25 protein-coding genes are annotated in these 21,707 nt (G+C 65.9%); 20 read left to right on the forward strand and 5 right to left on the reverse strand.

Going from position 1 to position 21,707, the window contains the following annotated elements; genetic code table 11:
- Positions 1–3: 3 nt before the first annotated feature.
- The 12 genes from rpmD (at position 4) to dsbD (ending at position 8,319) form a co-directional block, all read left to right on the forward strand.
- Positions 4–186 (forward strand): 50S ribosomal protein L30, encoded by a 183-nt coding sequence (gene rpmD, locus E1J61_RS07205; protein WP_010812381.1) that lies wholly within the window; start codon positions 4–6, stop codon positions 184–186.
- Between the two features lie 19 nt (positions 187–205).
- Positions 206–640: a 50S ribosomal protein L15 gene (gene rplO / locus E1J61_RS07210; RefSeq protein ID WP_063241272.1), complete on the forward strand. Its 435-nt coding sequence runs from the start codon at positions 206–208 to the stop codon at positions 638–640.
- Positions 641–684: 44 nt separating this feature from the next.
- Complete coding sequence (gene secY / locus E1J61_RS07215; protein WP_029047589.1) at positions 685–2,028, forward strand: preprotein translocase subunit SecY; 1,344 nt, start codon at positions 685–687, stop codon at positions 2,026–2,028.
- 23 nt (positions 2,029–2,051) lie between these two features.
- Complete coding sequence (gene infA / locus E1J61_RS07220; RefSeq protein WP_116320343.1) at positions 2,052–2,270, forward strand: translation initiation factor IF-1; 219 nt, start codon at positions 2,052–2,054, stop codon at positions 2,268–2,270.
- A 30-nt stretch (positions 2,271–2,300) separates the two neighbouring features.
- Positions 2,301–2,417, forward strand: a complete 117-nt coding sequence (rpmJ, locus tag E1J61_RS07225; protein WP_008642959.1) for a 50S ribosomal protein L36 — start codon at positions 2,301–2,303, stop codon at positions 2,415–2,417.
- A gap of 19 nt (positions 2,418–2,436) precedes the next feature.
- Positions 2,437–2,802, forward strand: a complete 366-nt coding sequence (gene rpsM / locus E1J61_RS07230; RefSeq protein ID WP_008642961.1) for a 30S ribosomal protein S13 — start codon at positions 2,437–2,439, stop codon at positions 2,800–2,802.
- Between the two features lie 24 nt (positions 2,803–2,826).
- A complete protein-coding gene (gene rpsK, locus E1J61_RS07235; RefSeq protein ID WP_010812376.1) occupies positions 2,827–3,225 on the forward strand; it encodes a 30S ribosomal protein S11 in 399 nt (132 codons plus the stop codon).
- Between the two features lie 301 nt (positions 3,226–3,526).
- Positions 3,527–4,150 carry a 30S ribosomal protein S4 gene (gene rpsD / locus E1J61_RS07240; protein ID WP_133093430.1) on the forward strand — a complete coding sequence of 208 codons (624 nt, stop codon included), beginning with the start codon at positions 3,527–3,529 and terminating at the stop codon, positions 4,148–4,150.
- 168 nt (positions 4,151–4,318) lie between these two features.
- The gene (rpoA, locus tag E1J61_RS07245) at positions 4,319–5,299 is read left to right on the forward strand and encodes a DNA-directed RNA polymerase subunit alpha (protein WP_010812374.1); all 981 of its coding nucleotides are present in this window, start codon (positions 4,319–4,321) and stop codon (positions 5,297–5,299) included.
- Between the two features lie 137 nt (positions 5,300–5,436).
- Positions 5,437–5,832 (forward strand): 50S ribosomal protein L17, encoded by a 396-nt coding sequence (gene rplQ, locus E1J61_RS07250; protein WP_010812373.1) that lies wholly within the window; start codon positions 5,437–5,439, stop codon positions 5,830–5,832.
- 137 nt (positions 5,833–5,969) lie between these two features.
- Positions 5,970–6,335, forward strand: a complete 366-nt coding sequence (gene cutA / locus E1J61_RS07255; RefSeq protein WP_133093431.1) for a divalent-cation tolerance protein CutA — start codon at positions 5,970–5,972, stop codon at positions 6,333–6,335.
- Between the two features lie 73 nt (positions 6,336–6,408).
- A complete protein-coding gene (gene dsbD, locus E1J61_RS07260) occupies positions 6,409–8,319 on the forward strand; it encodes a protein-disulfide reductase DsbD (RefSeq protein ID WP_133093432.1) in 1,911 nt (636 codons plus the stop codon).
- Between the two features lie 18 nt (positions 8,320–8,337).
- On the opposite strand, the gene E1J61_RS07265 is transcribed toward dsbD, so the two are convergent.
- The 3 genes from E1J61_RS07265 to yihA form a co-directional block, all read right to left on the reverse strand.
- Positions 8,338–9,555 carry a magnesium transporter CorA family protein gene (locus E1J61_RS07265; RefSeq protein WP_133093433.1) on the reverse strand — a complete coding sequence of 406 codons (1,218 nt, stop codon included), beginning with the start codon at positions 9,553–9,555 and terminating at the stop codon, positions 8,338–8,340.
- 47 nt (positions 9,556–9,602) lie between these two features.
- Positions 9,603–10,595: a porphobilinogen synthase gene (gene hemB, locus E1J61_RS07270; protein ID WP_063241266.1), complete on the reverse strand. Its 993-nt coding sequence runs from the start codon at positions 10,593–10,595 to the stop codon at positions 9,603–9,605.
- Between the two features lie 268 nt (positions 10,596–10,863).
- Complete coding sequence (yihA, locus tag E1J61_RS07275) at positions 10,864–11,577, reverse strand: ribosome biogenesis GTP-binding protein YihA/YsxC (protein WP_133093434.1); 714 nt, start codon at positions 11,575–11,577, stop codon at positions 10,864–10,866.
- A 508-nt stretch (positions 11,578–12,085) separates the two neighbouring features.
- On the opposite strand from yihA, the gene E1J61_RS07280 reads away from it, so the two are divergent.
- The 8 genes from E1J61_RS07280 (at position 12,086) to msrQ (ending at position 20,159) form a co-directional block, all read left to right on the forward strand.
- A complete protein-coding gene (locus E1J61_RS07280) occupies positions 12,086–12,745 on the forward strand; it encodes a c-type cytochrome (protein WP_133093435.1) in 660 nt (219 codons plus the stop codon).
- A gap of 169 nt (positions 12,746–12,914) precedes the next feature.
- Positions 12,915–15,104, forward strand: a complete 2,190-nt coding sequence (locus E1J61_RS07285) for a cytochrome c biogenesis protein ResB (protein WP_133093436.1) — start codon at positions 12,915–12,917, stop codon at positions 15,102–15,104.
- 15 nt (positions 15,105–15,119) lie between these two features.
- A complete protein-coding gene (ccsB, locus tag E1J61_RS07290) occupies positions 15,120–16,340 on the forward strand; it encodes a c-type cytochrome biogenesis protein CcsB (RefSeq protein WP_133093437.1) in 1,221 nt (406 codons plus the stop codon).
- Between the two features lie 161 nt (positions 16,341–16,501).
- Positions 16,502–16,945, forward strand: coding sequence for a hypothetical protein (locus tag E1J61_RS07295; RefSeq protein WP_133093438.1), 444 nt, complete (start codon positions 16,502–16,504; stop codon positions 16,943–16,945).
- 38 nt (positions 16,946–16,983) lie between these two features.
- Entirely contained in the window at positions 16,984–17,523 is a 540-nt protein-coding gene (locus E1J61_RS07300) for an RNA polymerase sigma factor (RefSeq protein WP_133093439.1), read from the forward strand.
- A complete protein-coding gene (locus tag E1J61_RS07305) occupies positions 17,520–18,359 on the forward strand; it encodes an anti-sigma factor (RefSeq protein ID WP_133093440.1) in 840 nt (279 codons plus the stop codon). The genes E1J61_RS07300 and E1J61_RS07305 overlap by 4 nt, the downstream gene beginning before the upstream one ends.
- A gap of 109 nt (positions 18,360–18,468) precedes the next feature.
- Positions 18,469–19,470, forward strand: coding sequence for a protein-methionine-sulfoxide reductase catalytic subunit MsrP (gene msrP / locus E1J61_RS07310; RefSeq protein WP_133093441.1), 1,002 nt, complete (start codon positions 18,469–18,471; stop codon positions 19,468–19,470).
- A complete protein-coding gene (msrQ, locus tag E1J61_RS07315) occupies positions 19,470–20,159 on the forward strand; it encodes a protein-methionine-sulfoxide reductase heme-binding subunit MsrQ (RefSeq protein WP_133093442.1) in 690 nt (229 codons plus the stop codon). Before msrP ends, msrQ begins: the two co-directional genes overlap by 1 nt.
- Before the next feature lie 48 nt (positions 20,160–20,207).
- Here msrQ and lysA read toward each other — a convergent pair whose 3' ends face one another.
- Positions 20,208–21,467 (reverse strand): diaminopimelate decarboxylase, encoded by a 1,260-nt coding sequence (lysA, locus tag E1J61_RS07320; protein ID WP_133093443.1) that lies wholly within the window; start codon positions 21,465–21,467, stop codon positions 20,208–20,210.
- A 2-nt stretch (positions 21,468–21,469) separates the two neighbouring features.
- Entirely contained in the window at positions 21,470–21,697 is a 228-nt protein-coding gene (locus tag E1J61_RS07325; protein WP_133093444.1) for a hypothetical protein, read from the reverse strand.
- Between the last annotated feature and the right edge of the window lie 10 nt (positions 21,698–21,707).

Raw genomic sequence — 21,707 nt, forward strand, 5'->3', positions numbered from 1 at the left:
GCAATGTCGCAGAAAACCGTAAAAGTGCAACTCGTGCGCAGCCTGATCGGCACGCGCGAGGATCATCGCGCCACCGTTCGTGGCCTGGGCCTGCGCCGCATCAACTCGGTGTCGGAGCTGCAGGACACGCCCGCCGTGCGCGGCATGATCAACAAGGTCTCGTACCTGGTGAAGGTTCTGGCCTGATCGGGACTTGGAGAGCAAGATGCAACTGAACAACCTGAAACCGGCTGCCGGTTCGAAGCACGCCAAGCGTCGCGTCGGCCGCGGTATCGGCTCCGGCCTGGGCAAGACCGCCGGTCGCGGTCACAAGGGTCAGAAGTCGCGTTCGGGCGGCTTCCACAAGGTGGGTTTCGAAGGCGGTCAAATGCCGCTGTATCGTCGCCTGCCGAAGCGCGGCTTCACCTCGCTGACCAAGGCGTTCACCGCCGAAGTCACGCTGCGTGACATCGAGCGCCTGGAAGCGGCCGAAGTCGACCTGCTGGTTCTGAAGCAGGCTGGCCTGGTCAGCGACCTGGTCAAGAGCGCCAAGGTCATCAAGGCCGGCGAGCTGACCCGCAAGGTGACGATCAAGGGTCTGGGCGCCACCGCTGGCGCCAAGGCCGCGATCGAAGCCGCTGGCGGCCAGATCGCAGCCTGACAAGGCATTTATCGCAGCATAGGCAGTCATAGTCGGAGCATCGTTTGGCCACGGCGAAACCCAATGCAAGCGCGCAAGCCAGGAACACGGCGAAGTACGGCGACCTCAAGCGCCGGCTGATGTTTCTGGTGCTGGCCCTGATCGTGTACCGCATCGGCGCTCATATTCCGGTGCCCGGTATCGATCCGGAGCAGCTTGCGAAGCTTTTCCAGAGTCAGTCGGGTGGCATCCTCGGGATGTTCAACCTGTTCTCGGGCGGGGCGCTGTCGCGCTTTACCGTCTTCGCGCTCGGCATCATGCCGTACATCTCGGCGTCGATCATCATGCAGTTGCTGACGATCGTGCTGCCGCAGCTGGAGTCGCTGAAGAAGGAAGGGCAGGCAGGCCAGCGCAAGATCACGCAGTACACGCGCTACGGCACCGTGGTCCTGGCCACGTTCCAGGCGCTGTCGATTGCGGTGGCGCTGGAGTCGCAGCCGGGGCTGGTGCTGGATCCTGGCCTGATGTTCCGGGCCACGGCGGTGATCACGCTGGTGACCGGCACGATGTTCCTGATGTGGCTGGGTGAGCAGATCACCGAGCGGGGTCTGGGCAACGGCATCTCGATCATCATCTTCGGCGGTATCGCGGCGGGCCTGCCCAACGCGATCGGCGGACTGTTCGAACTGGTCCGCACGGGTTCCATGAGCATCATCGCGGCGATCTTCATCGTGGCGATCGTGATCGGTGTGACCTTCGCCGTGGTGTTCGTCGAGCGTGGCCAGCGCAAGATCCTGGTGAACTATGCCAAGCGTCAGGTCGGCAACAAGGTGTACGGCGGCCAGTCGTCGCACCTGCCGCTGAAGCTGAACATGGCAGGGGTGATTCCGCCGATCTTCGCATCGTCGATCATCCTGTTCCCGGCAACGATCGCGGGCTGGTTTACGTCCGACGCGACTGGATCGGTGGGCGGGTTCATCAAGGACCTGGCTGCCACGCTGTCGCCGGGCCAGCCGGTCTACATCCTGCTGTACGCTGCTGCGATTGTATTTTTCTGCTTCTTCTACACGGCCCTGGTCTACAACAGCCGTGAAGTGGCAGACAACCTGAAGAAAAGCGGTGCCTTCATTCCGGGCATTCGTCCGGGCGAGCAGACGACGCGCTATATCGACAAGATCCTGGTGCGTTTGACGCTGGCTGGTGCGATCTACATCACACTGGTCTGCCTGTTGCCGGAATTCCTGGTGCTGCGCTGGAACGTTCCGTTCTATTTCGGCGGAACCTCCCTGCTGATCATCGTGGTCGTCACGATGGACTTCATGGCCCAGGTTCAGTCCTATGTCATGTCGCAGCAGTATGAGTCGCTGCTGAAGAAGGCGAATTTCAAGGGTAATCTGACCTTGCGCTGACTTCGGATCGGTACAGGCTAGGTATGGCAAAAGACGACGTCATCCAGATGCAGGGCCAGGTCCTGGAGAACCTGCCCAATGCGACGTTCCGAGTCAAGCTGGAGAATGGCCATGTAGTGCTGGGCCACATCTCCGGCAAGATGAGAATGAACTACATCCGGATTCTTCCGGGTGACAAGGTGACGGTCGAGCTGACCCCATATGATCTGTCGCGCGCACGAATCGTCTTCCGGACGAAGTGAGCGAACAGGAATTGAAGGAAGAGGAAAATTATGAAAGTGCTGGCTTCTGTTAAGCGCATTTGCCGCAACTGCAAAATCATCAAGCGCAACGGTGTCGTGCGCGTGATCTGCTCGTCGGATCCCCGCCACAAGCAACGCCAAGGCTAATCGGAAAGAGGATTGACGAATGGCACGTATCGCAGGGGTTAACATCCCGAACCACAAGCATACCGAAATCGGCCTGACCGCCATTTACGGTATCGGCCGCTCGCGCGCCCGCAAGATTTGCGAGGCCACCGGTGTACCGTTTGACAAGAAGGTCAAGGATCTGACCGACGCCGACCTGGAAAAGCTTCGTGACGAAGTGGGCAAGGTCACGGTCGAGGGTGACCTGCGTCGTGAAACCACGATGAACATCAAGCGTCTGATGGACCTTGGTTGCTATCGTGGCATGCGTCACCGCAAGGGCCTGCCCATGCGCGGTCAGCGTACCCGTACCAACGCACGTACCCGCAAGGGTCCGCGCAAGGCCGGCGTGGCTCTGAAGAAGTAAAGCCGAAGGCAGAGGAAGAAACTAATGGCAAAAGGTCCGAATAACGCCGCTCGCGCGCGTAAGAAGGTCAAGAAGAACGTTGCCGACGGCATTGCGCACGTCCACGCCTCGTTCAACAACACCATCATCACGATCACCGACCGTCAGGGCAATGCCCTGTCGTGGGCGACCGCCGGTGGCCAGGGCTTCAAGGGTTCGCGCAAGTCGACCCCGTTCGCTGCCCAGGTTGCTGCCGAGAACGCCGGCCGCGTGGCGCAAGACCAGGGCATCAAGAACCTGGAAGTGCGCATCAAGGGCCCTGGCCCTGGCCGTGAGTCGGCTGTCCGCGCGCTGAACGCGCTGGGCATCAAGATCGCGATCATCGAAGACGTCACGCCGATTCCGCACAACGGCTGCCGTCCGCCGAAGCGCCGCCGCATCTAAGCGATGGCGTGTCCGAGCCCGGTGGGTTTACCTGCCGGTTTCGGATATGGTAGTATCGCGCGTTGACCTGCTGCATTTGATGCGGCAGGTTTTCGTTTTGCATCGATGGAATGTCGCATAAAGCACATTCCGGTGTCGATGCACTGTAAATGCTTTCAGCGTCGTATCCCGGCCCCAACAGGCTAGGTCGCGCTTCATAAGCCCACCGTCCGTCACGGTCTTCCCGGGTTTCCGGGAGGTACTGCGTTGGCGGACTCGCGGCGCGTCAAGAAGGCGCCGTGATCGATCAAAGGAAGACAACGTGGCACGTTATACCGGCCCGAAGGCCAAACTTTCCCGCCGTGAAGGCACCGACCTGTTCCTGAAGAGCTCGCGCCGCTCGCTGGCCGACAAGTGCAAGCTGGACAGCAAGCCGGGCCAGCATGGCCGCACCTCGGGTGCACGCACCTCGGACTACGGCAACCAGCTGCGCGAAAAGCAGAAGGTCAAGCGCATCTACGGCGTGCTCGAGCGCCAGTTCCGCCGCTACTTCGCCGAAGCCGATCGCCGCAAGGGCAACACCGGCGAAAACCTGCTGCAACTGCTGGAATCGCGCCTGGACAACGTGGTGTACCGCATGGGCTTCGGCTCGACCCGCGCTGAAGCGCGCCAGCTGGTTTCGCACAAGGCGATCCTGGTGAACGGTCAGACCCTGAACGTGCCGTCGGCCCAGATCAAGTCGGGCGACATCATCGCCATCCGCGAGCAGTCGAAGAAGCAAGTCCGTATCGCCGAAGCGCTGTCGCTGGCCGAGCAGTCGGGCTTCCCGACCTGGGTTGCCGTGGATGCCAAGAAGTTCGAAGGTACCTTCAAGCAAGTTCCGGATCGCGCCGATATCTCTGGCGACATCAACGAAAGCCTGATCGTCGAACTGTACTCGCGTTAATCCGCGAGGCAGACGGCCCAGCGCTTGCGTTCTCCGCAAAGCTTCTCTTTCAGCCCGACGCGCGCTACGCGCGGTCGGGCTTCGCCCATCGTTACGATGGGTATTTTCAGGTTCCAAACGTCAGCCTTATCGGTGTAACGAGCCGAGGGTATTGAAAAGGACAACCTAATGCAAACAGCACTCCTCAAGCCAAAAATCATCGCCGTCGAGCCTCTGGGCGACCATCACGCCAAAGTCGTGATGGAGCCGTTCGAGCGCGGCTACGGCCATACGCTCGGTAACGCCCTGCGTCGCGTGCTGCTGTCGTCGATGGTCGGCTATGCCCCGACCGAAGTCACGATCGCTGGGGTGGTCCACGAGTATTCCACCATCGACGGCGTGCAGGAAGACGTCGTCAACCTGCTGCTCAACCTGAAGGGCGTGGTGTTCAAGCTGCACAACCGTGATGAAGTCACGGTGTCGCTGCGCAAGGATGGCGAAGGCGTTGTCACGGCTGCCGATATCGAGCTGCCGCACGACGTCGAGATCATCAACCCGAACCACGTGATCGCCCACCTGTCGGCCGGCGGCAAGCTGGACATGCAGATCAAGGTCGAGCAGGGCCGTGGCTACGTGCCGGGCAACGTGCGCAAGTTCGGCGACGAGTCGGGCAAGGTCATCGGCCGCATCGTGCTGGACGCCTCGTTCTCGCCGGTGCGCCGCGTGTCGTATGCCGTTGAATCCGCTCGCGTGGAGCAGCGTACCGATCTGGACAAGCTGGTGATGAACATCGAAACCGACGGCGTGATCTCGCCCGAGGAAGCGATCCGCCAGTCGGCCCGCATCCTGGTCGACCAGCTGTCCGTGTTCGCCGCGCTGGAAGGCACCGAGTCGGCAGCCGAGGCTGCTTCGAGCCGCACGCCGCAGATCGATCCGATCCTGCTGCGCCCGGTCGACGACCTGGAGCTGACGGTGCGTTCGGCCAACTGCCTGAAGGCCGAGAACATCTACTACATCGGCGACCTGATCCAGCGTACCGAGAACGAGCTGCTGAAGACCCCGAACCTGGGTCGCAAGTCGCTCAACGAGATCAAGGAAGTCCTCGCCTCGCGTGGCCTGACCCTCGGCATGAAGCTCGAGAACTGGCCGCCCGCAGGTCTGGAAAAGTAATTGTGGCGCGGGGGCGTTAGCCCCTGCACCGCGGTAACCGCCCAGGCTTCGGCCGGGGCTCGTATGACTACCGGCCCGCGTCCGCCCGTATCGGACGATAGAAGAGCTGGTCAAACACTTAACTGAAAGGAATCATCATGCGTCACCGTCATGGTCTGCGGAAACTGAACCGCACCTCGTCGCACCGCCTCGCGATGCTGCGCAACATGTCCAACTCGCTGTTCCAGCACGAGCTGATCAAGACCACCGTGCCCAAGGCCAAGGAACTGCGCAAGGTCGTCGAGCCGCTGATCACGCTGGCCAAGAAGGACACCGTCGCCAACCGCCGCCTGGCCTTCGCCCGCCTGCGCGACCGCGACATGGTCACCAAGCTGTTCACCGAACTGGGCCCGCGCTACGCCACCCGTCCGGGCGGCTACACCCGCATCCTGAAGTTCGGCTTCCGTCAGGGCGACAACGCGCCGATGGCGCTGGTCGAGCTGGTGGATCGTCCGGAAATCACCGAAGCCCCGGCCGAAGAAGCCGCGGAATAAGTGCGTTTCCTGCCCGCTGCCGTCGTGAGACGGTTCCGGGCACACCGCTTACAATCGAGCCAGGCATCCGCCTGGCTCTTTTGTTTTGGGCGCCAGCCGCCCGTGCCACCCTTGCCAGCCGTACCAGGAGAGTGCCGATGCCCGATGCCAGCCAGTCACCCGACCCCGCGGAGGTGCTCGTGGTGATCACCAATACCCCTGATGCCGAGACGGCAGCGCGGCTGTCCCGGACAGTGCTGGAGGCGCGCGCGGCGGCCTGCGTGAACCGTCTGGCCCCGGTGGAATCCGAGTACTGGTGGCAAGGCGTGCTGGAGCAGGCGCGCGAATGGCCGCTGCTGATCAAGACCACGCGCGCGCGCTACGCTGCACTCGAGGCCGTGATCCGGCAACATCACCCCTATGACGTGCCGGAGATCATCGCCGTGCCGGTGACGGCGGGCTTTGCACCGTACCTGGCGTGGGTTGGCAGCGAGACGGATACCGGCGCGCAGGCGGCGGGATAATGGGCGAAGGGGGCTGCCGCGCAGCAGTGGGTACGGCAGGGCCCATCGGCCAGGACAGACAGGAAACAGCTTCATGAACATCGGTTTGGCACTTCCGGAGCGGGCACGCGGGCTGGTTCAGGCGCGGCATATTGCCGCAGGCCTGCTGGCGGTACTGGCCTGGCTTTGCCTGGCTGGTGCGGCGCTGGCGGCAACGGAGGACGACTTCCTGCCGCCGGAGCAAGCCTTCCGCTTCGCCGCGCGCCAGATCGACGACAACACCGTGGAGGTGCGTTTCGATGTCGCGCCCGGCTACTACATGTACCGGGAGCGATTCGCCTTTGCGACGGAGCCTGCCGCCGTGAAGCTCGGCACGCCGGACCTCCCGCACGGCAAGGTCAAGTTCGACGACACCTTCGGCAAGGAGATGGAGACGTACCGGGACAGCGTGACCATCCGCGTGCCGGTGGCGGCGGCGCCGGCGGACGGCAAGTGGACGCTGACGGTCACCTCGCAGGGCTGCGCCGACAAGGGCCTGTGCTATCCACCAATGGAAAGCGTCTACAAGGTCGGTGGCACCGGCCTGGCCGACCTGTTCGGCAAGCGCGGGCGCTCCGATGCGACCGCTGCCGCCCCGCTGCAGGCCCAGCCAGCCCAGCCGGCTGCCGCCGCATCGCTGCGTGCCGACGACTCCGACCGCATCGCCGGCGCGCTGGCGAGCCGCAACATGGGCCTGATCGCGGCGCTCTTCTTCGGCCTGGGCCTGCTGCTGACCTTCACGCCGTGCGTGCTGCCGATGGTGCCGATCCTGTCGTCGATCGTCATCGGCGAGCATGTCACGCGCAGCCGTGCGCTGGTGGTGTCGCTGGCCTATGTGCTGGGCATGGCGGTGGTGTACACCGCTGTCGGCGTGGCTGCCGGGCTGCTGGGCGAAGGCCTGTCGGCCGCGCTGCAGACGCCATGGGTGCTGGGCATGTTCGCCGCGCTGATGGTGGCGCTGGCGCTTTCGATGTTCGGCCTGTACGAGCTGCAGCTGCCGCAGCGCTGGCAGGCGCGGCTGACGGAATCGTCGAACCGCCGCCAAGGCGGACAGGTGGCCGGTGCGGCGGCGATGGGCGCGATCTCCGCGCTGATCGTCGGGCCCTGCGTGACCGCGCCGCTGGCGGGGGCGCTGGCCTATATCGCGCAGACGCGCGATGCGGTCATCGGTGGCGCAGCGCTGTTTGCGATGGCGATCGGCATGGGCGTGCCGCTGGTGCTGGTGGGCGTGGGTGCCGGCAACCTGCTGCCGCGCGCAGGCCGCTGGATGGAGGTGACCAAGCGCTTCTTCGGCTTCCTGCTGCTGGGGGTGGCGTTGTGGATGCTCGGGCCGGTGCTGCCGGCATGGACGACGATGCTGCTTTTGGCGGCATTGCTGCTGGTGGCCGCGGTGTTCCTCGGCGCCTTTGACGGGCTCGGGGCCGATCCGCGCAACCTGGCGCGCGTGGGCAAGGGGCTTGGTGTCTTGTTCGCGATCGCCGCGGCCATCGTGCTGATCGGCGTGGCGTCGGGCGGGCGCGATCCGCTGCAGCCGCTGTCGCACCTGGGCGCAGGCCGCGGTGGTGTGGAAAGCGCGGGCGCCGCTCAGGCGGTGCGCTTCGAGCGCGTGCGCAGCGTCGCGGAACTGGATGCCCGCGTGGCGCAGGCCGCCGCGGCCGGCAAGCCGGTGCTGCTCGATTTTTATGCCGACTGGTGCGTCAGCTGCAAGGAAATGGAGCGCATGACCTTCGTCGACCCGCGCGTGCGCGCGCGGCTGTCCGAGATCGTGCTGCTGCAGGCGGATGTGACCGCCAACAATGCCGACGACAAGGCGCTGCTCAAGCGCTTCGGGCTGTTCGGGCCGCCGGGGATCATCCTGTTCGGATCGGATGGGCGCGAGCGGCCGGTGCGGGTGATTGGCTACCAGTCGGCCAACCGCTTCCTGGAGAGCCTGGAGCGCGCCTTCGGCAAGCGCACCAGCACCTGAGGCGTACCTGCGCCTGCGCTAGTGCTCCAGCTGCCGCGCCACGGCCCACAGCGCGCCCAGCACCACCACCACCGCCCCCATCAGGCCGATCGACCACCAGAATCCGTCCGGCGCCTGCAGCCAGGGCATGCGCTCGAAATTCATGCCGAAGATGCCGGTGATCAGCGTCAGCGGCATGAACAGCGCCGTGATCAGCGTCAGCATGCGCATGGTGCGGTTGGTGCGGTGGGCCACCGCCGAAAAGTGGATCTGCACCGCCGACTCGATTGAATCCTCCAGCCGCCGCGCATGCGCGAGCACGCGCTGGATATATTCCATCACGTCGTTGATGCGCACCAGCAACAGTTCGTCGCGACCCGGGACATCTACCGGGGTGCCGTGCTGGTCGCTGCTGTAGCGGTTGTCGAGCAGGCTGTCGCGGAATTCCTGCAGCGCGTCGCGCTGTTCCTCGCTCAGGTGCTCCAGCTTGCGCAGCTGGATGCGCGCGTCGAGCAGCCCCTCCCAACTGGAAAAACTGCGGCGCGAGTTCAGCAGCGCGCGCTGCCAGCGGTCGAGCTGGCGCGTCAGCGGGGCGCGCAGTTCCAGATAGCGGTCCACCATCGCATTGAGCAGGCGCAGCATCAGATCCTCGGGCCGGTTGGGCGGGCGCACGCCGTGCAGCAGCGTCTGGCCGTTGCCGCGCGCGGGCGACGCCTGCGGCCGCGGCGCCTGGCAGAGCTCGAGCAGGCGCTGGCGCACCTGGTCGACGGTGCGCGACGGGCCGTTGCGTACCGTGACCAGCAGCGTATCGAAGACGAAGAACGTGACCGGCTGCGTATCGATTTTGGCCAGTGCGGGCAGGAAGCCGGGCGGATACCGGCGCGCACGCGCCGTCGTCGCATCGCCAGACGCTCTGGGCGCATTGGCCGGCGTTGCCTCCTGCGGCTCGGCCTCGGCGATCGCGCGGCTGGTCTCGAAGGTCAGCTTGCGGAAGATCACCATGTCATACGCGTTGGTCGTGTCGAAATACGACGGATGCGCGGCATTGGTGGCGTCGGCCAGGTGCAGGTCGAGGACCGAAGCGCCGGCGAGCTGGCGCACGTTCTCGCGCCAGGCGTCCGGGGCAGCCGTGACTTCCTCGGTGGAAAAGTCCGCCCAGACGAACAGCGCGGCGGCATTGCCGCCGAGGAAGCTGGCCGCTTCGGTCAGCGAGGCGAGCGGGTGTACCTGGCTGGCCGAGAAGCCGAGCAGTTCCATAGGCGCTTGGGTTCCCACAGAGCGATAGAGCGATCGTGCGATGCAGGTCAGGCGGCCAGCAGGCGCGCGGCGTCGCGTGCGAAATAGGTCAGGATGCCGTCGGCGCCGGCGCGGCGGAAGGCCAGCAGCGATTCCATCATGACCTTGTCGTGGTCGAGCCAGCCGTTCTGCGCGGCGGCCTTCAGCATCGCGTACTCGCCGCTGACCTGATAGACGTAGGTCGGGAAGCGGAACTCGTCCTTCACGCGGCGCACGATATCGAGGTAAGGCATGCCGGGCTTGACCATCACCATGTCGGCGCCTTCGAGGATGTCCTGCGCCACTTCGCGCAGCGCTTCGTCGGTGTTGGCCGGGTCCATCTGGTAGGTCATCTTGTTGCCCTTGCCGAGGTTGGCGGCCGAGCCCACTGCATCGCGGAAGGGGCCGTAGAAGGCCGATGCGTACTTGGCCGAGTAGGCCATGATGCGGGTATGGATGTGGCCGTTGTCTTCCAGCGCCGTGCGCACCGCGCCGATGCGGCCGTCCATCATGTCGGACGGGGCCACGATATCGACGCCCGCGTCGGCCTGGGCCAGCGCCTGGCGCACCAGGATCTCCACGGTGGTGTCGTTGATGACGTAGCCGTTTTCATCCAGCACGCCGTCCTGGCCGTGGCTGGTGTAGGGGTCGAGCGCAACGTCGCAGAGCACGCCGAGTTCGGGAAAGCGGTCTTTCAGCGCCCGCACCGCGCGCGGCACCAGGCCGTCGGGATTGATGGCCTCGATGCCATCGGGCGTCTTCAGCGAGGGGTCGATCACCGGGAACAGCGCGAGCACCGGGATGCCGAGCTTGACGCAATCTTCGGCCACCGGCATCAGCAGGTCCACGGAGACCCGCTCGACGCCCGGCATCGACGCCACGGACTGGCGCTGGTTCTGGCCGTCGAGGATGAACACCGGGTAGATCAGGTTGTCCGGCGACAGGCGATGTTCGCGCATCATGCGGCGGGAGAAATCGTCGCGGCGCATGCGGCGCGGGCGGTACTCGGGGAAGGTCGACATGGCAGGCTTCTTGTGCTGGAGACGGGACAGAAATGTCCAATTTGCCAGCCGGCAAGCACTGCGCGCGCGGCGCAAAGTTGCCGGCTGAAGAAAAACTAAACTTTTATGCGTGCCCGCCATCATACTCGCGGACACTATGTGCGTTGCGCTTGCGTGGCGCGGTGTCCCCCGCTACTCCTCCCTGAGCGGGTACCCGCCCCAGCGGCGGGAAAGTTCGCCCCCGTTGCTTGCAACGGGGCTTTTTTTGCGCGCTGGCTACGCTGCGGCGTTATGCCGCAGGGTCTGTGGTGGCAGGAGGTTCAGCCGCCGTTGGTGCCGTGGCAGCGTCCTGCGCCGCGTTCTTCTGCGCTTCCGGCAGGTTGAGCCAGCCGGCGATCACGCCCTGCGCTTCTTCGATGCCGCGACGCTTGAGGCTCGAAAACAGCTGTGCGGTCAGGGGCACCGGCGTTTCCAGCTGCTCTGCGTAGCCCTGCAGCATCTTGCGCGTCTCGCGCAGCGCCTTGGCGTTCTCGCTGTTGGTGAGCTTGTCGGCTTTGGTCAGCAGAACGTGGATCGGCTTGCCGGTGGGCAGGAACCACTCGACCATCTGGCAATCGAGATCGGTGAACGGACGGCGCGCATCCATCATCAGGATCAGTCCCGAGAGTTGCGGCCGCGTCTGCACGTAGTCGCTGAGCAGGCCCTGCCAGTGGTATTTGGCCGAGCCCGACACCTCTGCATAACCGTAGCCCGGCAGGTCGACCAGGAATGCCTGCGGGTCCGGTGCCTTGACCGGGGCCACCGTGAAATAGTTGATGTGCTGCGTGCGCCCGGGCGTGCGCGAGGAAAACGCCAGCCGCTTCTGGTTGCACAGGATGTTGATGGCGGTGGACTTGCCGGCGTTGGAGCGGCCGGCGAACGCTACTTCGGGCACGGCCGTGGCGGGCAGGTCGCGCAGGTGGTTGACGGTAATGAAGAAGCGGGCCTGGTGGAGAAGGGACATGCGCTGGAGAGGTAGGGCGGGGCGCCGCGCGGCGCGCATTGGCGCGGCCGTGGCCGGGGTACCGCCAGGGGTGGGCAGGGCTGCGGCCGGGGCCGCTCGCCGGGCTTTGATCTGGCGCAGCCCGCGGCCGGTTCAACACGGCACAGCAGGGCGCAAGGCATCAATCCGGCACATAACTTATTGTACAATACGCCGGTTTACGGTCTCCTGACCGGGTGACGCGCGACGTCCTTTGCCGCGTGGCTCGGCTGCCGTTGTCCGGACGGGAAGCCTCGTTGTGTCGTCCTATCGTGGGCACGGCCTTGTTTCGCATCACGCGTTGCACCTCGGGTGCCGCGGCGGCGGAGCAGGGGCTGGCGGAGGTCTGCCGCCAGGCAAACCGCAGCGGATCGGTCATCCGCGCGGGACGCCACGATGTCAGGCCTTTGCCCCGGCGCGTCCTCACCGCCGGCAGAGTGCCGGTCGGCATGCATCACGGTATCCAAAACAATTCAGAGAAGGTGTGCGAATGAACCGCATTGCGAAGATTCTGGGTGTCCTGGCACTGGCCGTTCCTGCAGCCGCCCTTTCCGGACTGGCATCTGCCGCAGAGCAGGCCGCCGCGAAGGCCGACCCGGCCAAGGGTGAGACGCTGTACACGCAAGGCGCCCCCGATCGCAATGTGCCTGCCTGCCTGAGCTGCCACGGCGCAGCCGGCAACAGCGCGGCCGCCGCCAACCCCAAGCTGGCCGCCCAGCATCCGGAATACGTCCACAAGCAACTGGCCGATTTCAAGTCCAAGGCGCGCAACAACGCGATCATGGTGCCGATGGCATCGGTGCTGACCGACGACGAAATGCGCAACATCGGCGCCTACCTGGCCAAGCAGCCGATCAAGCCGGCCACCGCCAAGAACAAGAACACGATCGAGGAAGGCCAGAAGATCTACCGTGGCGGCATCGCCGCCAAGGGCGTGCCGGCCTGCGCCGCCTGCCATGGCCCCACCGGCGCCGGCATTCCGGCCCAGTATCCGCGTATCGGCGGACAGTGGTCGGAATACACCGAGGCACAGCTGGTGGCGTTCCGCCAGGGCACCCGCAAGAATAATTCGGTCATGACGACCATCGCTGCCAAGATGTCGGATGCCGAGATCAAGGCGGTGGCGGACTACGTCGCCGGCGTCCGGTAACGACGTTAGCGCAGTACGCTGGCGCCGCCGGGCGCCGGCGCTTCGGCGTGCAGCCCGTGCGGCATGCAACCGAACGCGCCTGTCAAAATCGAAAAGGGTGGCCTGCTCGTTCAAGCAAGTCCACCCTTTTTCATTTCAAAGCAGCATGTTGTCTTAGGTGTCACTGCACATGTCGACCGCTTCCACTTCAGGGCTGCACCTGAAGACCTCTCACCGCGTGTTGCGCGACGCGGTCGAATTGTTGTCCTCGATGCGCTTCGCGATCGCGCTGCTGACGGTGATCTCCATCGCCAGCGTGATCGGTACCGTGCTCAAGCAGAATGAGCCGTATCCGAACTACGTCAACCAGTTCGGTCCGTTCTGGGCCGATGTGTTCCATACGCTATCGCTGCAGAAGGTCTACGGCTCGTGGTGGTTCCTGCTGATCCTGGCCTTCCTGGTGGTGTCCACCACGCTCTGCCTGGTGCGCAACACCCCCAAGATGATCGGGGACATGCGCTCATGGAAGGACCATGTGCGCGAGCGCAGCCTGCGCGCCTTCCATCATCGCGGCGAGTTCGACGGCGCGCGCGCGCGCACCGAGGCGGTCGGCAGGCTGTCGGCGCTGCTGCGCAACCGCGGCTACCGCATCAAGGCCGTCGACCATGACGGCGCCACGCTGCTGGCGGGCAAGGCGGGGGCCGCCAACAAGGTCGGCTATATCCTGGCGCATACCGCCATCGTGGTGATCTGCATCGGCGGCCTGCTCGATGGCGACATGCTGATCCGCGCGCAGATGTGGCTGGGTGGCAAGACCCCGATCAGCGGCAACGCGGTGATCAGCGAGATCCCGCCGCAGCACCGGCTGCCGGCGACCAACCCCGGTTTCCGCGGCAATGCCTATGTGCCCGAGGGGCAGACCGTGTCCACGGCCATCCTGAACGTCGCCGACGGCGCGCTGGTGCAGGACCTGCCGTTTGCGCTGACGCTCAAGAAGTTCTCGATCGACTTCTACGAGACCGGCATGCCCAAGCTGTTCGCCTCGGACGTGATCGTCACCGACCGCGTCACCGGCAAGCAGACCGAGGCCACCATCAAGGTGAACGAGCCGTTGATCGTCGACGGCATCGCCATCTACCAGTCCAGCTTCGAAGATGGCGGCTCGCGCCTGAAGTTCGTCGGCTACCCGATGCAGGGCACCGCTCGTGGCACCTTTGCCATCAATGGTGCCGTGGGCGGCAATGCGCCGCTGAAGGGCACCGGCACCGGCGCGGACAACGAAGGCGTGACGGTCGAGTTCAGCGACTTCCGGCTGATGAATATCGAGAACGTCACCGATGCCTCGGGCAAGCCTGACGCACGCGGCGTCGCGCGCAAATCGCTGAACGAGACGCTGGAAAAGCACCTGGGTGCCGCGGCCAGCGCCGACCGCGCCAAGACGCTGCGCAACGTAGGCCCGTCCGTGCAGTACAAGCTGCGCGATCGCACCGGGCAGGCGCGCGAGTACAACAACTACATGGTGCCGGTGCAGATGGACGGGCAGTCGGTGTTCCTGGCCGGCATGCGCGAATCGCCGAGCGAGCAGTTCCGCTACCTGCGCATTCCCGCCGACGACCAGGGCAGCGTTGCCGACTGGATGCGCCTGCGCGCCGCGTTGCAGGACCGCGCGCTTCGGGGCGAGGCCGCCCACCGCTTTGCGCTGGCGTCGATGCCGGGAGACGACAAGGCCGACCTGCGCCGCCAGCTTGCCGAAAGCGCACTGCGCGCGCTCGACCTGTTTGCGGGCGCCACGCGCCCGACGCCGGACTCGCCCCCGGGCGGCTTCACCGCAATCGCGGCATTCCTGGAAAAGTCGGTGCCGCAGGCCGAGCAGCAGAAGGCCGCCGACGTCCTGCTGAAGATACTGAATGGCTCGATGTGGGAGCTGTGGCAGCTGGCGCGCGCCCAGGACAAGCTGCCGGTGGTGCCAAACAGCGCACAGAGCGGCACCTTCCTGCAGCAGGCGATCAGTGCGCTGTCAGACAGTTTTTTCTACGGCGCACCGGTATTCCTGCAACTTGACGAGTTCAAGGAGATCAAGGCCAGCGTGTTCCAGATGACCCGTGCGCCGGGCAAGAACATCGTGTATCTTGGCTGTCTGCTGCTGACACTGGGGGTGTTCGCGATGTTCTATATCCGCGAGCGCCGCGTCTGGATCTGGATCAAGGACAAGCCCGCCGAGGGAGACGCCGTGCCGTCCAGCAGCCATGTACTGATGGCGATGTCGACCCAGCGCCGCACGATGGATTTCGAAAAGGAATTCACGGCACTGCGCGACGACATCGGCCGTGCTGCCGGCGGGACCCCCGCGGAAACGCCACATCAAAACGGCAGCGATTAAACGAGCAGGTACGCTATGTCTTCAAATCTGAATCCCGGCGACCAAACCATGCGCGGCGCCACGCAAGCCACGCGCGCCACGCCTGCCCCTGGGGGCGCCGGCGACGAGGCCTATCTCGAACCTTCCTTCCTGCGCCGGCTGACGTGGGTGGATTGGCTGTTCGCGCTGGCGCTGGCCGTCGGCGCGGGCGTTGCGCTGTCGCGATACGGGCAGTGGATGGATGGCTACGACAAGGCGGTGCTGATCGGCGCCGTGCCTACCTTTGCACTGCTCGGCTGGCACTGGAAGGCGGTACGTCCGCTGATGCTGGGGCTGACGGTGCTGTCGCTGTTCGCGATCCAGCTCTACCAGGGCCAGCTCGCGCGTGCGGACCAGGCGTTCTTCCTCAAGTACTTCCTGTCGAGCCAGTCGGCCATCCTGTGGATGAGCGCGCTGGTGTTCCTGTCCACGCTGTTCTACTGGGTCGGGCTGGCCACACGCTCGAACACCGGCTACAGCATCGGCAGCAAGCTGTGCTGGGGCGCGATCGTGCTGGGCTTCACCGGCATGCTGGTGCGCTGGTACGAGTCGTACCTGATCGGCACCGACATCGGCCATATCCCCATCTCGAACCTGTATGAAGTGTTCGTGCTGTTCACGCTGATCACTTCGCTGTTCTACCTGTACTACGAAGGCCGCTACGGCACGCGCGCGCTGGGGCCGTTCGTGATGCTGGTGGTATCGGCCGCGGTGGGTTTCCTGCTGTGGTACACGGTCACCCGCAACGCGCAGGAAATCCAGCCGCTGGTGCCTGCGCTGCAGAGCTGGTGGATGAAGATCCACGTGCCGGCCAACTTCATCGGCTACGGCACCTTTGCGCTGGCGGCGATGGTGTCGGTCGCATACCTGCTCAAGCAGCGCGGCATCCTGGCAGAACGGCTGCCGTCGCTGGAGCTGCTCGACGACGTGATGTACAAGGCCATCGCGGTCGGGTTTGCCTTCTTCACCATCGCCACCATCCTCGGCGCGCTGTGGGCGGCAGAAGCCTGGGGCGGTTACTGGAGCTGGGATCCGAAGGAGACCTGGGCACTGATCGTGTGGCTGAACTACGCGGCGTGGCTGCACATGCGGCTGATGAAGGGACTGCGCGGCACGGTGGCTGCGTGGTGGGCGCTGGTCGGACTGCTGGTGACGACCTTTGCGTTTCTCGGCGTCAACATGTTCCTGTCTGGCCTGCATAGCTACGGCGAGCTCTGACCGCCACTTACGATGCACCATGGTGCGATGCAAGAAAACCTGCCTCCGGGCAGGTTTTTTTTCGACTTTTTTACAAGGTGACGGAATAAAGGCATCACATCCGGTGTTTACTGTAGGAGCGGTGCCGGCTGGCGGCACCGGTTAGCATGGAGAACAAGATCATGGCACGTGTGCGTCTTACCTCTGCAGCATCCCTCGTTCGTCCCGCCGCGCTGGCGCTCGGCTGCGCGGCTGTCCTGCTCGCCGGCTGTTCCGGCATGGGCATGGGCATGGGCGGCAGCAGCGCCGGCACCATGCCGCCCACGGTGAAGGTGACCGGTGGCGTGCTGACTGACCCGCAGGGCCTGACGCTGTACACCTTCGACCGCGACACCGCCAACAGCGGCAAGAGCGCCTGCAACGGCCCCTGCGCCACCAACTGGCCGCCGCTGATGGCCGCGCCAGGCACCAACGCGTCGGGCCAATACACCATCATCACGCGCGATGACGGCGGCAAGCAGTGGGCCTACCGCGGCATGCCGCTGTACCGCTTTGCCAAGGACGCCAAGCCTGGCGACAAGACCGGCGACAACCTCAACAACGTCTGGCACGTCGCCAAGCCCTGATGGGCTGATGCCCCGGACGTACTGAAGCAAGCCACGGCATGGAAGGCTTTGAAGGCCAGCTCGTCGCGCTGGCGCCGCGGCTGCGGCGCCACGCGCGCGGCCTTACCGGCGACTCGGCGCAGGCCGACGACCTGGTGCAGGACACGCTCGAGCGCGCGCTGCGCTACCGCTGGCGCTTCCGCCTGCGCCCCGGCGCCTGGTGGGGCGACGGCGCCGACGGCCTGTTGCCGTGGCTGCTGACCCTGATGCACCGGCTGCGCCTGAACAGCTTGCGCCGCAAGGACCTGGTGGTGGCCACCGATACCCTGCCCGAGGTCAGCGCGCCCGCGGCCGACCCCGGCCTGCGCCGCGATCTGCTGCAGGCGCTGGCGCAGCTGCCCGAAGCCCAGCGCGCGGTGCTGCTGCTGGTCAGCCTGGAACAACTGACTTATGCCGAGGCGGCGCGCGTGCTCGACATCCCGCAAGGCACGGTGATGTCGCGCCTGGCGCGTGCGCGCGAGCAGATGCGGCGGCTGCTCGACGGCGGTGCCCCCGCCCAGCCGATACCTGCCGCCAGCTCACTGCAGCGGGTGAAATGATGTCCGCGATCCACGAAGCCGATCTCCATGCCTACGCCGATGGCCAGCTGTCTGGCGCGCGCCGCGCCGCGGTGGAAGCGTACCTGGCGCAGCACCCGGATGCAGCGGCGCAGGTCGCCGCGTGGCGCCGCCAGGCCGATGCGCTGCACGGCATGCTGGATCCCGTATTGAACGAGCCGGTGCCGCTGGCCGCGCTGCCGCCCGCCCTGCATGGCGAGCCGCGCCAGGCCGGGCGCCGCCGCGCGCCGCGCTGGACCATGGCGCTGGCCGCGAGCTGTGCCTCGGTGGCATTGCTGGCGCTCGGGGGCGCGCTCGGCTGGATGGCCCACGATCGCATGGACACCACCACCACCGTGGCGATGGCACCCGGCGAGCGCTTTGCGCGCGAGGCGCTTGCCACGCATGTGGTGTACGCGCCGGAAATGCGCCACCCGGTGGAAGTCGCCGCCAGCGACGAGGCGCACCTGATCGCGTGGTTGTCCAAGCGCCTCGGCATGGCGCTGCAAGTGCCCGACCTGCGCGCGCAGGGCTTCCACCTGATCGGCGGACGGCTGGGCGTGGCCGAAGGCGGCCCGTCGGCCATCCTGATGTACGAAGCGGACGACGGCACGCGCCTGTCGCTGCAGTTGCGGCGCATGGCGCAAGGCACGCCCGACACCGGCTTCCGCGTCGAACGCATGGCGCGCGAAGGTTCGCGGCGGCCGGCTCCAGGCCCGGCGCCGATGGCGTTCTACTGGATCGACCGCGACCTCGGCTTTGCGCTGGCCGGGCCGCTGGAGCGCGCCCGGCTGCTGACGCTGGCGCAGGCGGTCTACCAGCAATACCAGGGCGGCTAGCCCCTGGCGTGGTGACTACGCCGCATCGAAAAAATCTGTCAGGACTGGCCCGCACGCCACGACCAAGCACTGAGTCCAACCCTGCAAGCGCCAGGCAACGAGGAAAACCATGTTGATTCCTTCCCCCAAATGGCTCCGCGGCGGCGATATCGCCGCCGACGAGATCACCCCCCGCGATGTCTTCGAGTCGCGCCGCCGCATGCTCGCGCTGGCCGCTGCAGGTGCCGCCGGCGCCACGCTGGCACCATGGTTTGCCCGCAACGCCTGGGCGCAGGGACAGCACGGCCCGAAGCTGGCGGCCACGCCCAACAACGCCTACGTCGTGACCGAGAAGCGGACGCCCTACGAGGACGTGACCAATTACAACAACTTCTACGAGTTCGGCACCGACAAGTCCGACCCGGCCCGCAACGCCGGCACGCTGCGCCCGCGCCCGTGGCAGGTGTCGGTGGAAGGGTTGGTGAAGAAGCCCAAGGTCTACGATCTCGATGAGCTGATGAAAGTCGCGGCGATGGAGGAGCGTGTCTACCGCCTGCGCTGCGTCGAAGGATGGTCGATGGTGATCCCCTGGATCGGCTATCCGCTGGCCGAGCTGATCAAGCGCGTCGAGCCGCAACCCGGCGCGAAATACGTGCAGTTCATCACGCTCGCCGACAAGAAGCAGATGCCCGGCGTCAGCAGCAGCGTGCTCGACTGGCCCTACAGCGAAGGCCTGCGCATGGACGAGGCGATGCACCCGCTGGCGCTGCTGACCTTCGGCCTGTACGGCGAGGTGCTGCCCAACCAGAACGGCGCGCCGGTGCGCTTGGTGGTGCCGTGGAAATACGGCTTCAAGAGCGCCAAGTCGATCGTGAAGATCCGCTTTGTCGACAAGCAGCCGCCCACCAGCTGGAACCTGGCGGCGCCGCAGGAATACGGCTTCTATTCCAATGTGAACCCCGACGTCGACCACCCGCGCTGGAGCCAGGCGACCGAGCGCCGCATCGGCGAGGACCGCGGCGGCGGTTTCGGCGCGCTGTTCGCGCCCAAGCGCAAGACGCTGCCGTTCAACGGCTACGGCCAGCAGGTGGCATCGCTGTACCAGGGCATGGACCTGAAGAAGAACTTCTGATGCCGGGTGAACGCATGGCCTCCACTTCCAACGCAGTGACCGCCGCGGGCGGCGTGGCGCGCAAGCCGGCCGGCCTGGCTGCCTTGTCGCCGCAGCGCGTGCGCGCCATCAAGATCGTCCTGTGGCTGCTGGCGCTGTTGCCGTTCATCCGCCTGCTTTACCTGGGCGCAACCGGGCAATATGGCGCCAACCCGCTGGAATTCGTCACCCGTTCCACCGGCACCTGGACCCTGGTGATGCTGTGCCTGACGCTGGCGATCACGCCGCTGCGCCGGCTGACCGGCTGGAACTGGCTGATCAGGCTGCGCCGCATGCTGGGTTTGTTTGCGTTCTTCTATGGGGTGCAGCACTTCCTGCTGTGGATCGGCGTGGATCGCGGCTTCGACCTGGCCTACATGATCAAGGACGTGTACAAGCGCCCCTTCATTACGGTGGGGTTCACGGCCTTCATGCTGATGGTGCCGCTGGCGTTGACGTCGACCAACGGCATGGTGCGCCGCCTGGGCGGCAAGCGCTGGCAGGCGCTGCACAGGCTGGTCTATGCGACCGCCGTGCTGGCGATCCTGCACTACTGGTGGCACAAGGCGGGCAAGAACGACTTCGGCGAAGTCTCCATCTATGCCGCGGTGATGTTCGTGCTGCTGGGGATGCGGGTCTGGTGGTGGGCGCGCAAGGGCAGGGCTGCCTGATGAACTGCGGCGCCGCAGCCGGCCCCATAGCCGGCTGCGCTGCGCAGATCAGTCCTGCAGCAGGCGCTCGTCGCGGAACAGGTCTTCGACCAGTTCGCGCTCGCGCACCAGGTGCACGCGGGCGCCGTCCACCATCACTTCGGCGGCGCGCGGGCGGGTGTTGTAGTTCGAGCTCATGGTGAAGCCGTACGCGCCCGCGGACATGACCGCCAGCAGGTCGCCCGGCTGCACCGACAGCGCGCGGTCGCGGCCAAGCCAGTCGCCCGACTCGCACACCGGCCCGACGATGTCGTAGGTCACCATCGCAGCGTCGCGCAGCGCGACCGGCTCGATGCGGTGGTACGCCTCGTACATCGCGGGGCGGGCCAGGTCGTTCATCGCCGCATCGACGATGCAGAAATTCTTGGCTTCGCCAGGCTTGAGGAATTCCACCTGCGTCAGCAGCACGCCGGCATTGCCCACCAGCGAACGGCCCGGCTCGAACAGCACCTCGCGGTGGCCGTGGCCTCGCGCGGCCACGCGTTCCAGCAGCGTGGTGGCAAAGCCGGTGATGTCGGGCGGGGTCTCGTCGGTATAGGTGATGCCGAGGCCGCCGCCCACGTCGATGTGCTCGAGGTTGATACCCTCGCGCTCGAGCGCCTCGACCACGTCCAGCACCTTGTCCAGCGCTTCCAGGTAGGGCTCGACCTCGGTGATCTGCGAGCCGATATGGCAGTCGATGCCGGTCACTTCCAGGTGCGGCAGCGCGGCCGCGGCGCGGTAGGCCGGCAGCACGTCCTCGAAGGCGATGCCGAACTTGTTACCCTTCAGGCCGGTGGAAATATACGGATGGGTCTTGGCGTCGACATCCGGGTTGATGCGCAGCGACACCCGGGCGCGCTTGCCGATACGGCCGGCAACCTCGTTCAGGCGGTCCAGCTCGGGGATCGACTCGACATTGAAGCAGCGTACGTCGTGCGCCAGCGCCAGTTCCATCTCCGCCGCGCTTTTGCCCACGCCCGAGAACACCACCTTGCGTGCGTCGCCGCCGGCGGCCAGCACGCGCTTGAGTTCGCCGCCCGAGACGATGTCGAACCCCGCCCCCAGCCTGGCGAACACCTGCAGCACGGCCAGGTTGGAGTTGGCCTTCATGGCGTACTGGACCTGCGCCTTGCGGCCCTGGCAGGCGGCGGCGTAGGCCTGGTACGCGGCGGTCAGCGCCGCGCGCGAATAGACATAGGTGGGCGTGCCGAACTCAGCGGCGATCTGCGCCAGCGGCACCTGCTCGACGGCAAGCGCACCGTCCTGGCGATGGAAAAAAGCGGTCATGGTTATCGGGTAGTGGGGGCGGCGGGCGACGATGCCGGCTGGCTGGCCGGAGCCTGCGCCGGAAGGGGCACCGCGTCGGTACGGCCCAGGCCGGGATCGGCCGCGGTGGGCGCAGTCGGCTCGGGCGGTACCTTGGGCATGGTCAGCGGCCCGCGGATGCCGCATCCGCCCAGCAGGGGCATCGCAAGGGTGGCGGCAAACGCCGATACAATCGCAACACGACGCAGCATCGGTTGTCCC

Origin of the sequence: Cupriavidus sp. L7L (assembly GCF_004353535.1) — a bacterium.
Taxonomy (GTDB): Bacteria; Pseudomonadota; Gammaproteobacteria; order Burkholderiales; family Burkholderiaceae; genus Cupriavidus; species Cupriavidus oxalaticus_A.

What these genes read in the sequence shown, in the direction of transcription:
- rpmD (WP_010812381.1), top strand. Translation starts at nt 4, where the DNA reads ATGTCGCAGAAAACCGTAAAAGTGCAACTCGTGCGCAGCCTGATCGGC.
- rplO (WP_063241272.1), top strand. Translation starts at nt 206, where the DNA reads ATGCAACTGAACAACCTGAAACCGGCTGCCGGTTCGAAGCACGCCAAG.
- infA (WP_116320343.1), top strand. Translation starts at nt 2,052, where the DNA reads ATGGCAAAAGACGACGTCATCCAGATGCAGGGCCAGGTCCTGGAGAAC.
- rpmJ (WP_008642959.1), top strand. Translation starts at nt 2,301, where the DNA reads ATGAAAGTGCTGGCTTCTGTTAAGCGCATTTGCCGCAACTGCAAAATC.
- rpsM (WP_008642961.1), top strand. Translation starts at nt 2,437, where the DNA reads ATGGCACGTATCGCAGGGGTTAACATCCCGAACCACAAGCATACCGAA.
- rpsK (WP_010812376.1), top strand. Translation starts at nt 2,827, where the DNA reads ATGGCAAAAGGTCCGAATAACGCCGCTCGCGCGCGTAAGAAGGTCAAG.
- rpoA (WP_010812374.1), top strand. Translation starts at nt 4,319, where the DNA reads ATGCAAACAGCACTCCTCAAGCCAAAAATCATCGCCGTCGAGCCTCTG.
- rplQ (WP_010812373.1), top strand. Translation starts at nt 5,437, where the DNA reads ATGCGTCACCGTCATGGTCTGCGGAAACTGAACCGCACCTCGTCGCAC.
- cutA (WP_133093431.1), top strand. Translation starts at nt 5,970, where the DNA reads ATGCCCGATGCCAGCCAGTCACCCGACCCCGCGGAGGTGCTCGTGGTG.
- dsbD (WP_133093432.1), top strand. Translation starts at nt 6,409, where the DNA reads ATGAACATCGGTTTGGCACTTCCGGAGCGGGCACGCGGGCTGGTTCAG.
- E1J61_RS07265 (WP_133093433.1), bottom strand. Translation starts at nt 9,555, where the DNA reads ATGGAACTGCTCGGCTTCTCGGCCAGCCAGGTACACCCGCTCGCCTCG.
- hemB (WP_063241266.1), bottom strand. Translation starts at nt 10,595, where the DNA reads ATGTCGACCTTCCCCGAGTACCGCCCGCGCCGCATGCGCCGCGACGAT.
- yihA (WP_133093434.1), bottom strand. Translation starts at nt 11,577, where the DNA reads ATGTCCCTTCTCCACCAGGCCCGCTTCTTCATTACCGTCAACCACCTG.
- E1J61_RS07280 (WP_133093435.1), top strand. Translation starts at nt 12,086, where the DNA reads ATGAACCGCATTGCGAAGATTCTGGGTGTCCTGGCACTGGCCGTTCCT.
- E1J61_RS07285 (WP_133093436.1), top strand. Translation starts at nt 12,915, where the DNA reads ATGTCGACCGCTTCCACTTCAGGGCTGCACCTGAAGACCTCTCACCGC.
- ccsB (WP_133093437.1), top strand. Translation starts at nt 15,120, where the DNA reads ATGTCTTCAAATCTGAATCCCGGCGACCAAACCATGCGCGGCGCCACG.
- E1J61_RS07295 (WP_133093438.1), top strand. Translation starts at nt 16,502, where the DNA reads ATGGCACGTGTGCGTCTTACCTCTGCAGCATCCCTCGTTCGTCCCGCC.
- E1J61_RS07300 (WP_133093439.1), top strand. Translation starts at nt 16,984, where the DNA reads ATGGAAGGCTTTGAAGGCCAGCTCGTCGCGCTGGCGCCGCGGCTGCGG.
- E1J61_RS07305 (WP_133093440.1), top strand. Translation starts at nt 17,520, where the DNA reads ATGATGTCCGCGATCCACGAAGCCGATCTCCATGCCTACGCCGATGGC.
- msrP (WP_133093441.1), top strand. Translation starts at nt 18,469, where the DNA reads ATGTTGATTCCTTCCCCCAAATGGCTCCGCGGCGGCGATATCGCCGCC.
- msrQ (WP_133093442.1), top strand. Translation starts at nt 19,470, where the DNA reads ATGCCGGGTGAACGCATGGCCTCCACTTCCAACGCAGTGACCGCCGCG.
- lysA (WP_133093443.1), bottom strand. Translation starts at nt 21,467, where the DNA reads ATGACCGCTTTTTTCCATCGCCAGGACGGTGCGCTTGCCGTCGAGCAG.
- E1J61_RS07325 (WP_133093444.1), bottom strand. Translation starts at nt 21,697, where the DNA reads ATGCTGCGTCGTGTTGCGATTGTATCGGCGTTTGCCGCCACCCTTGCG.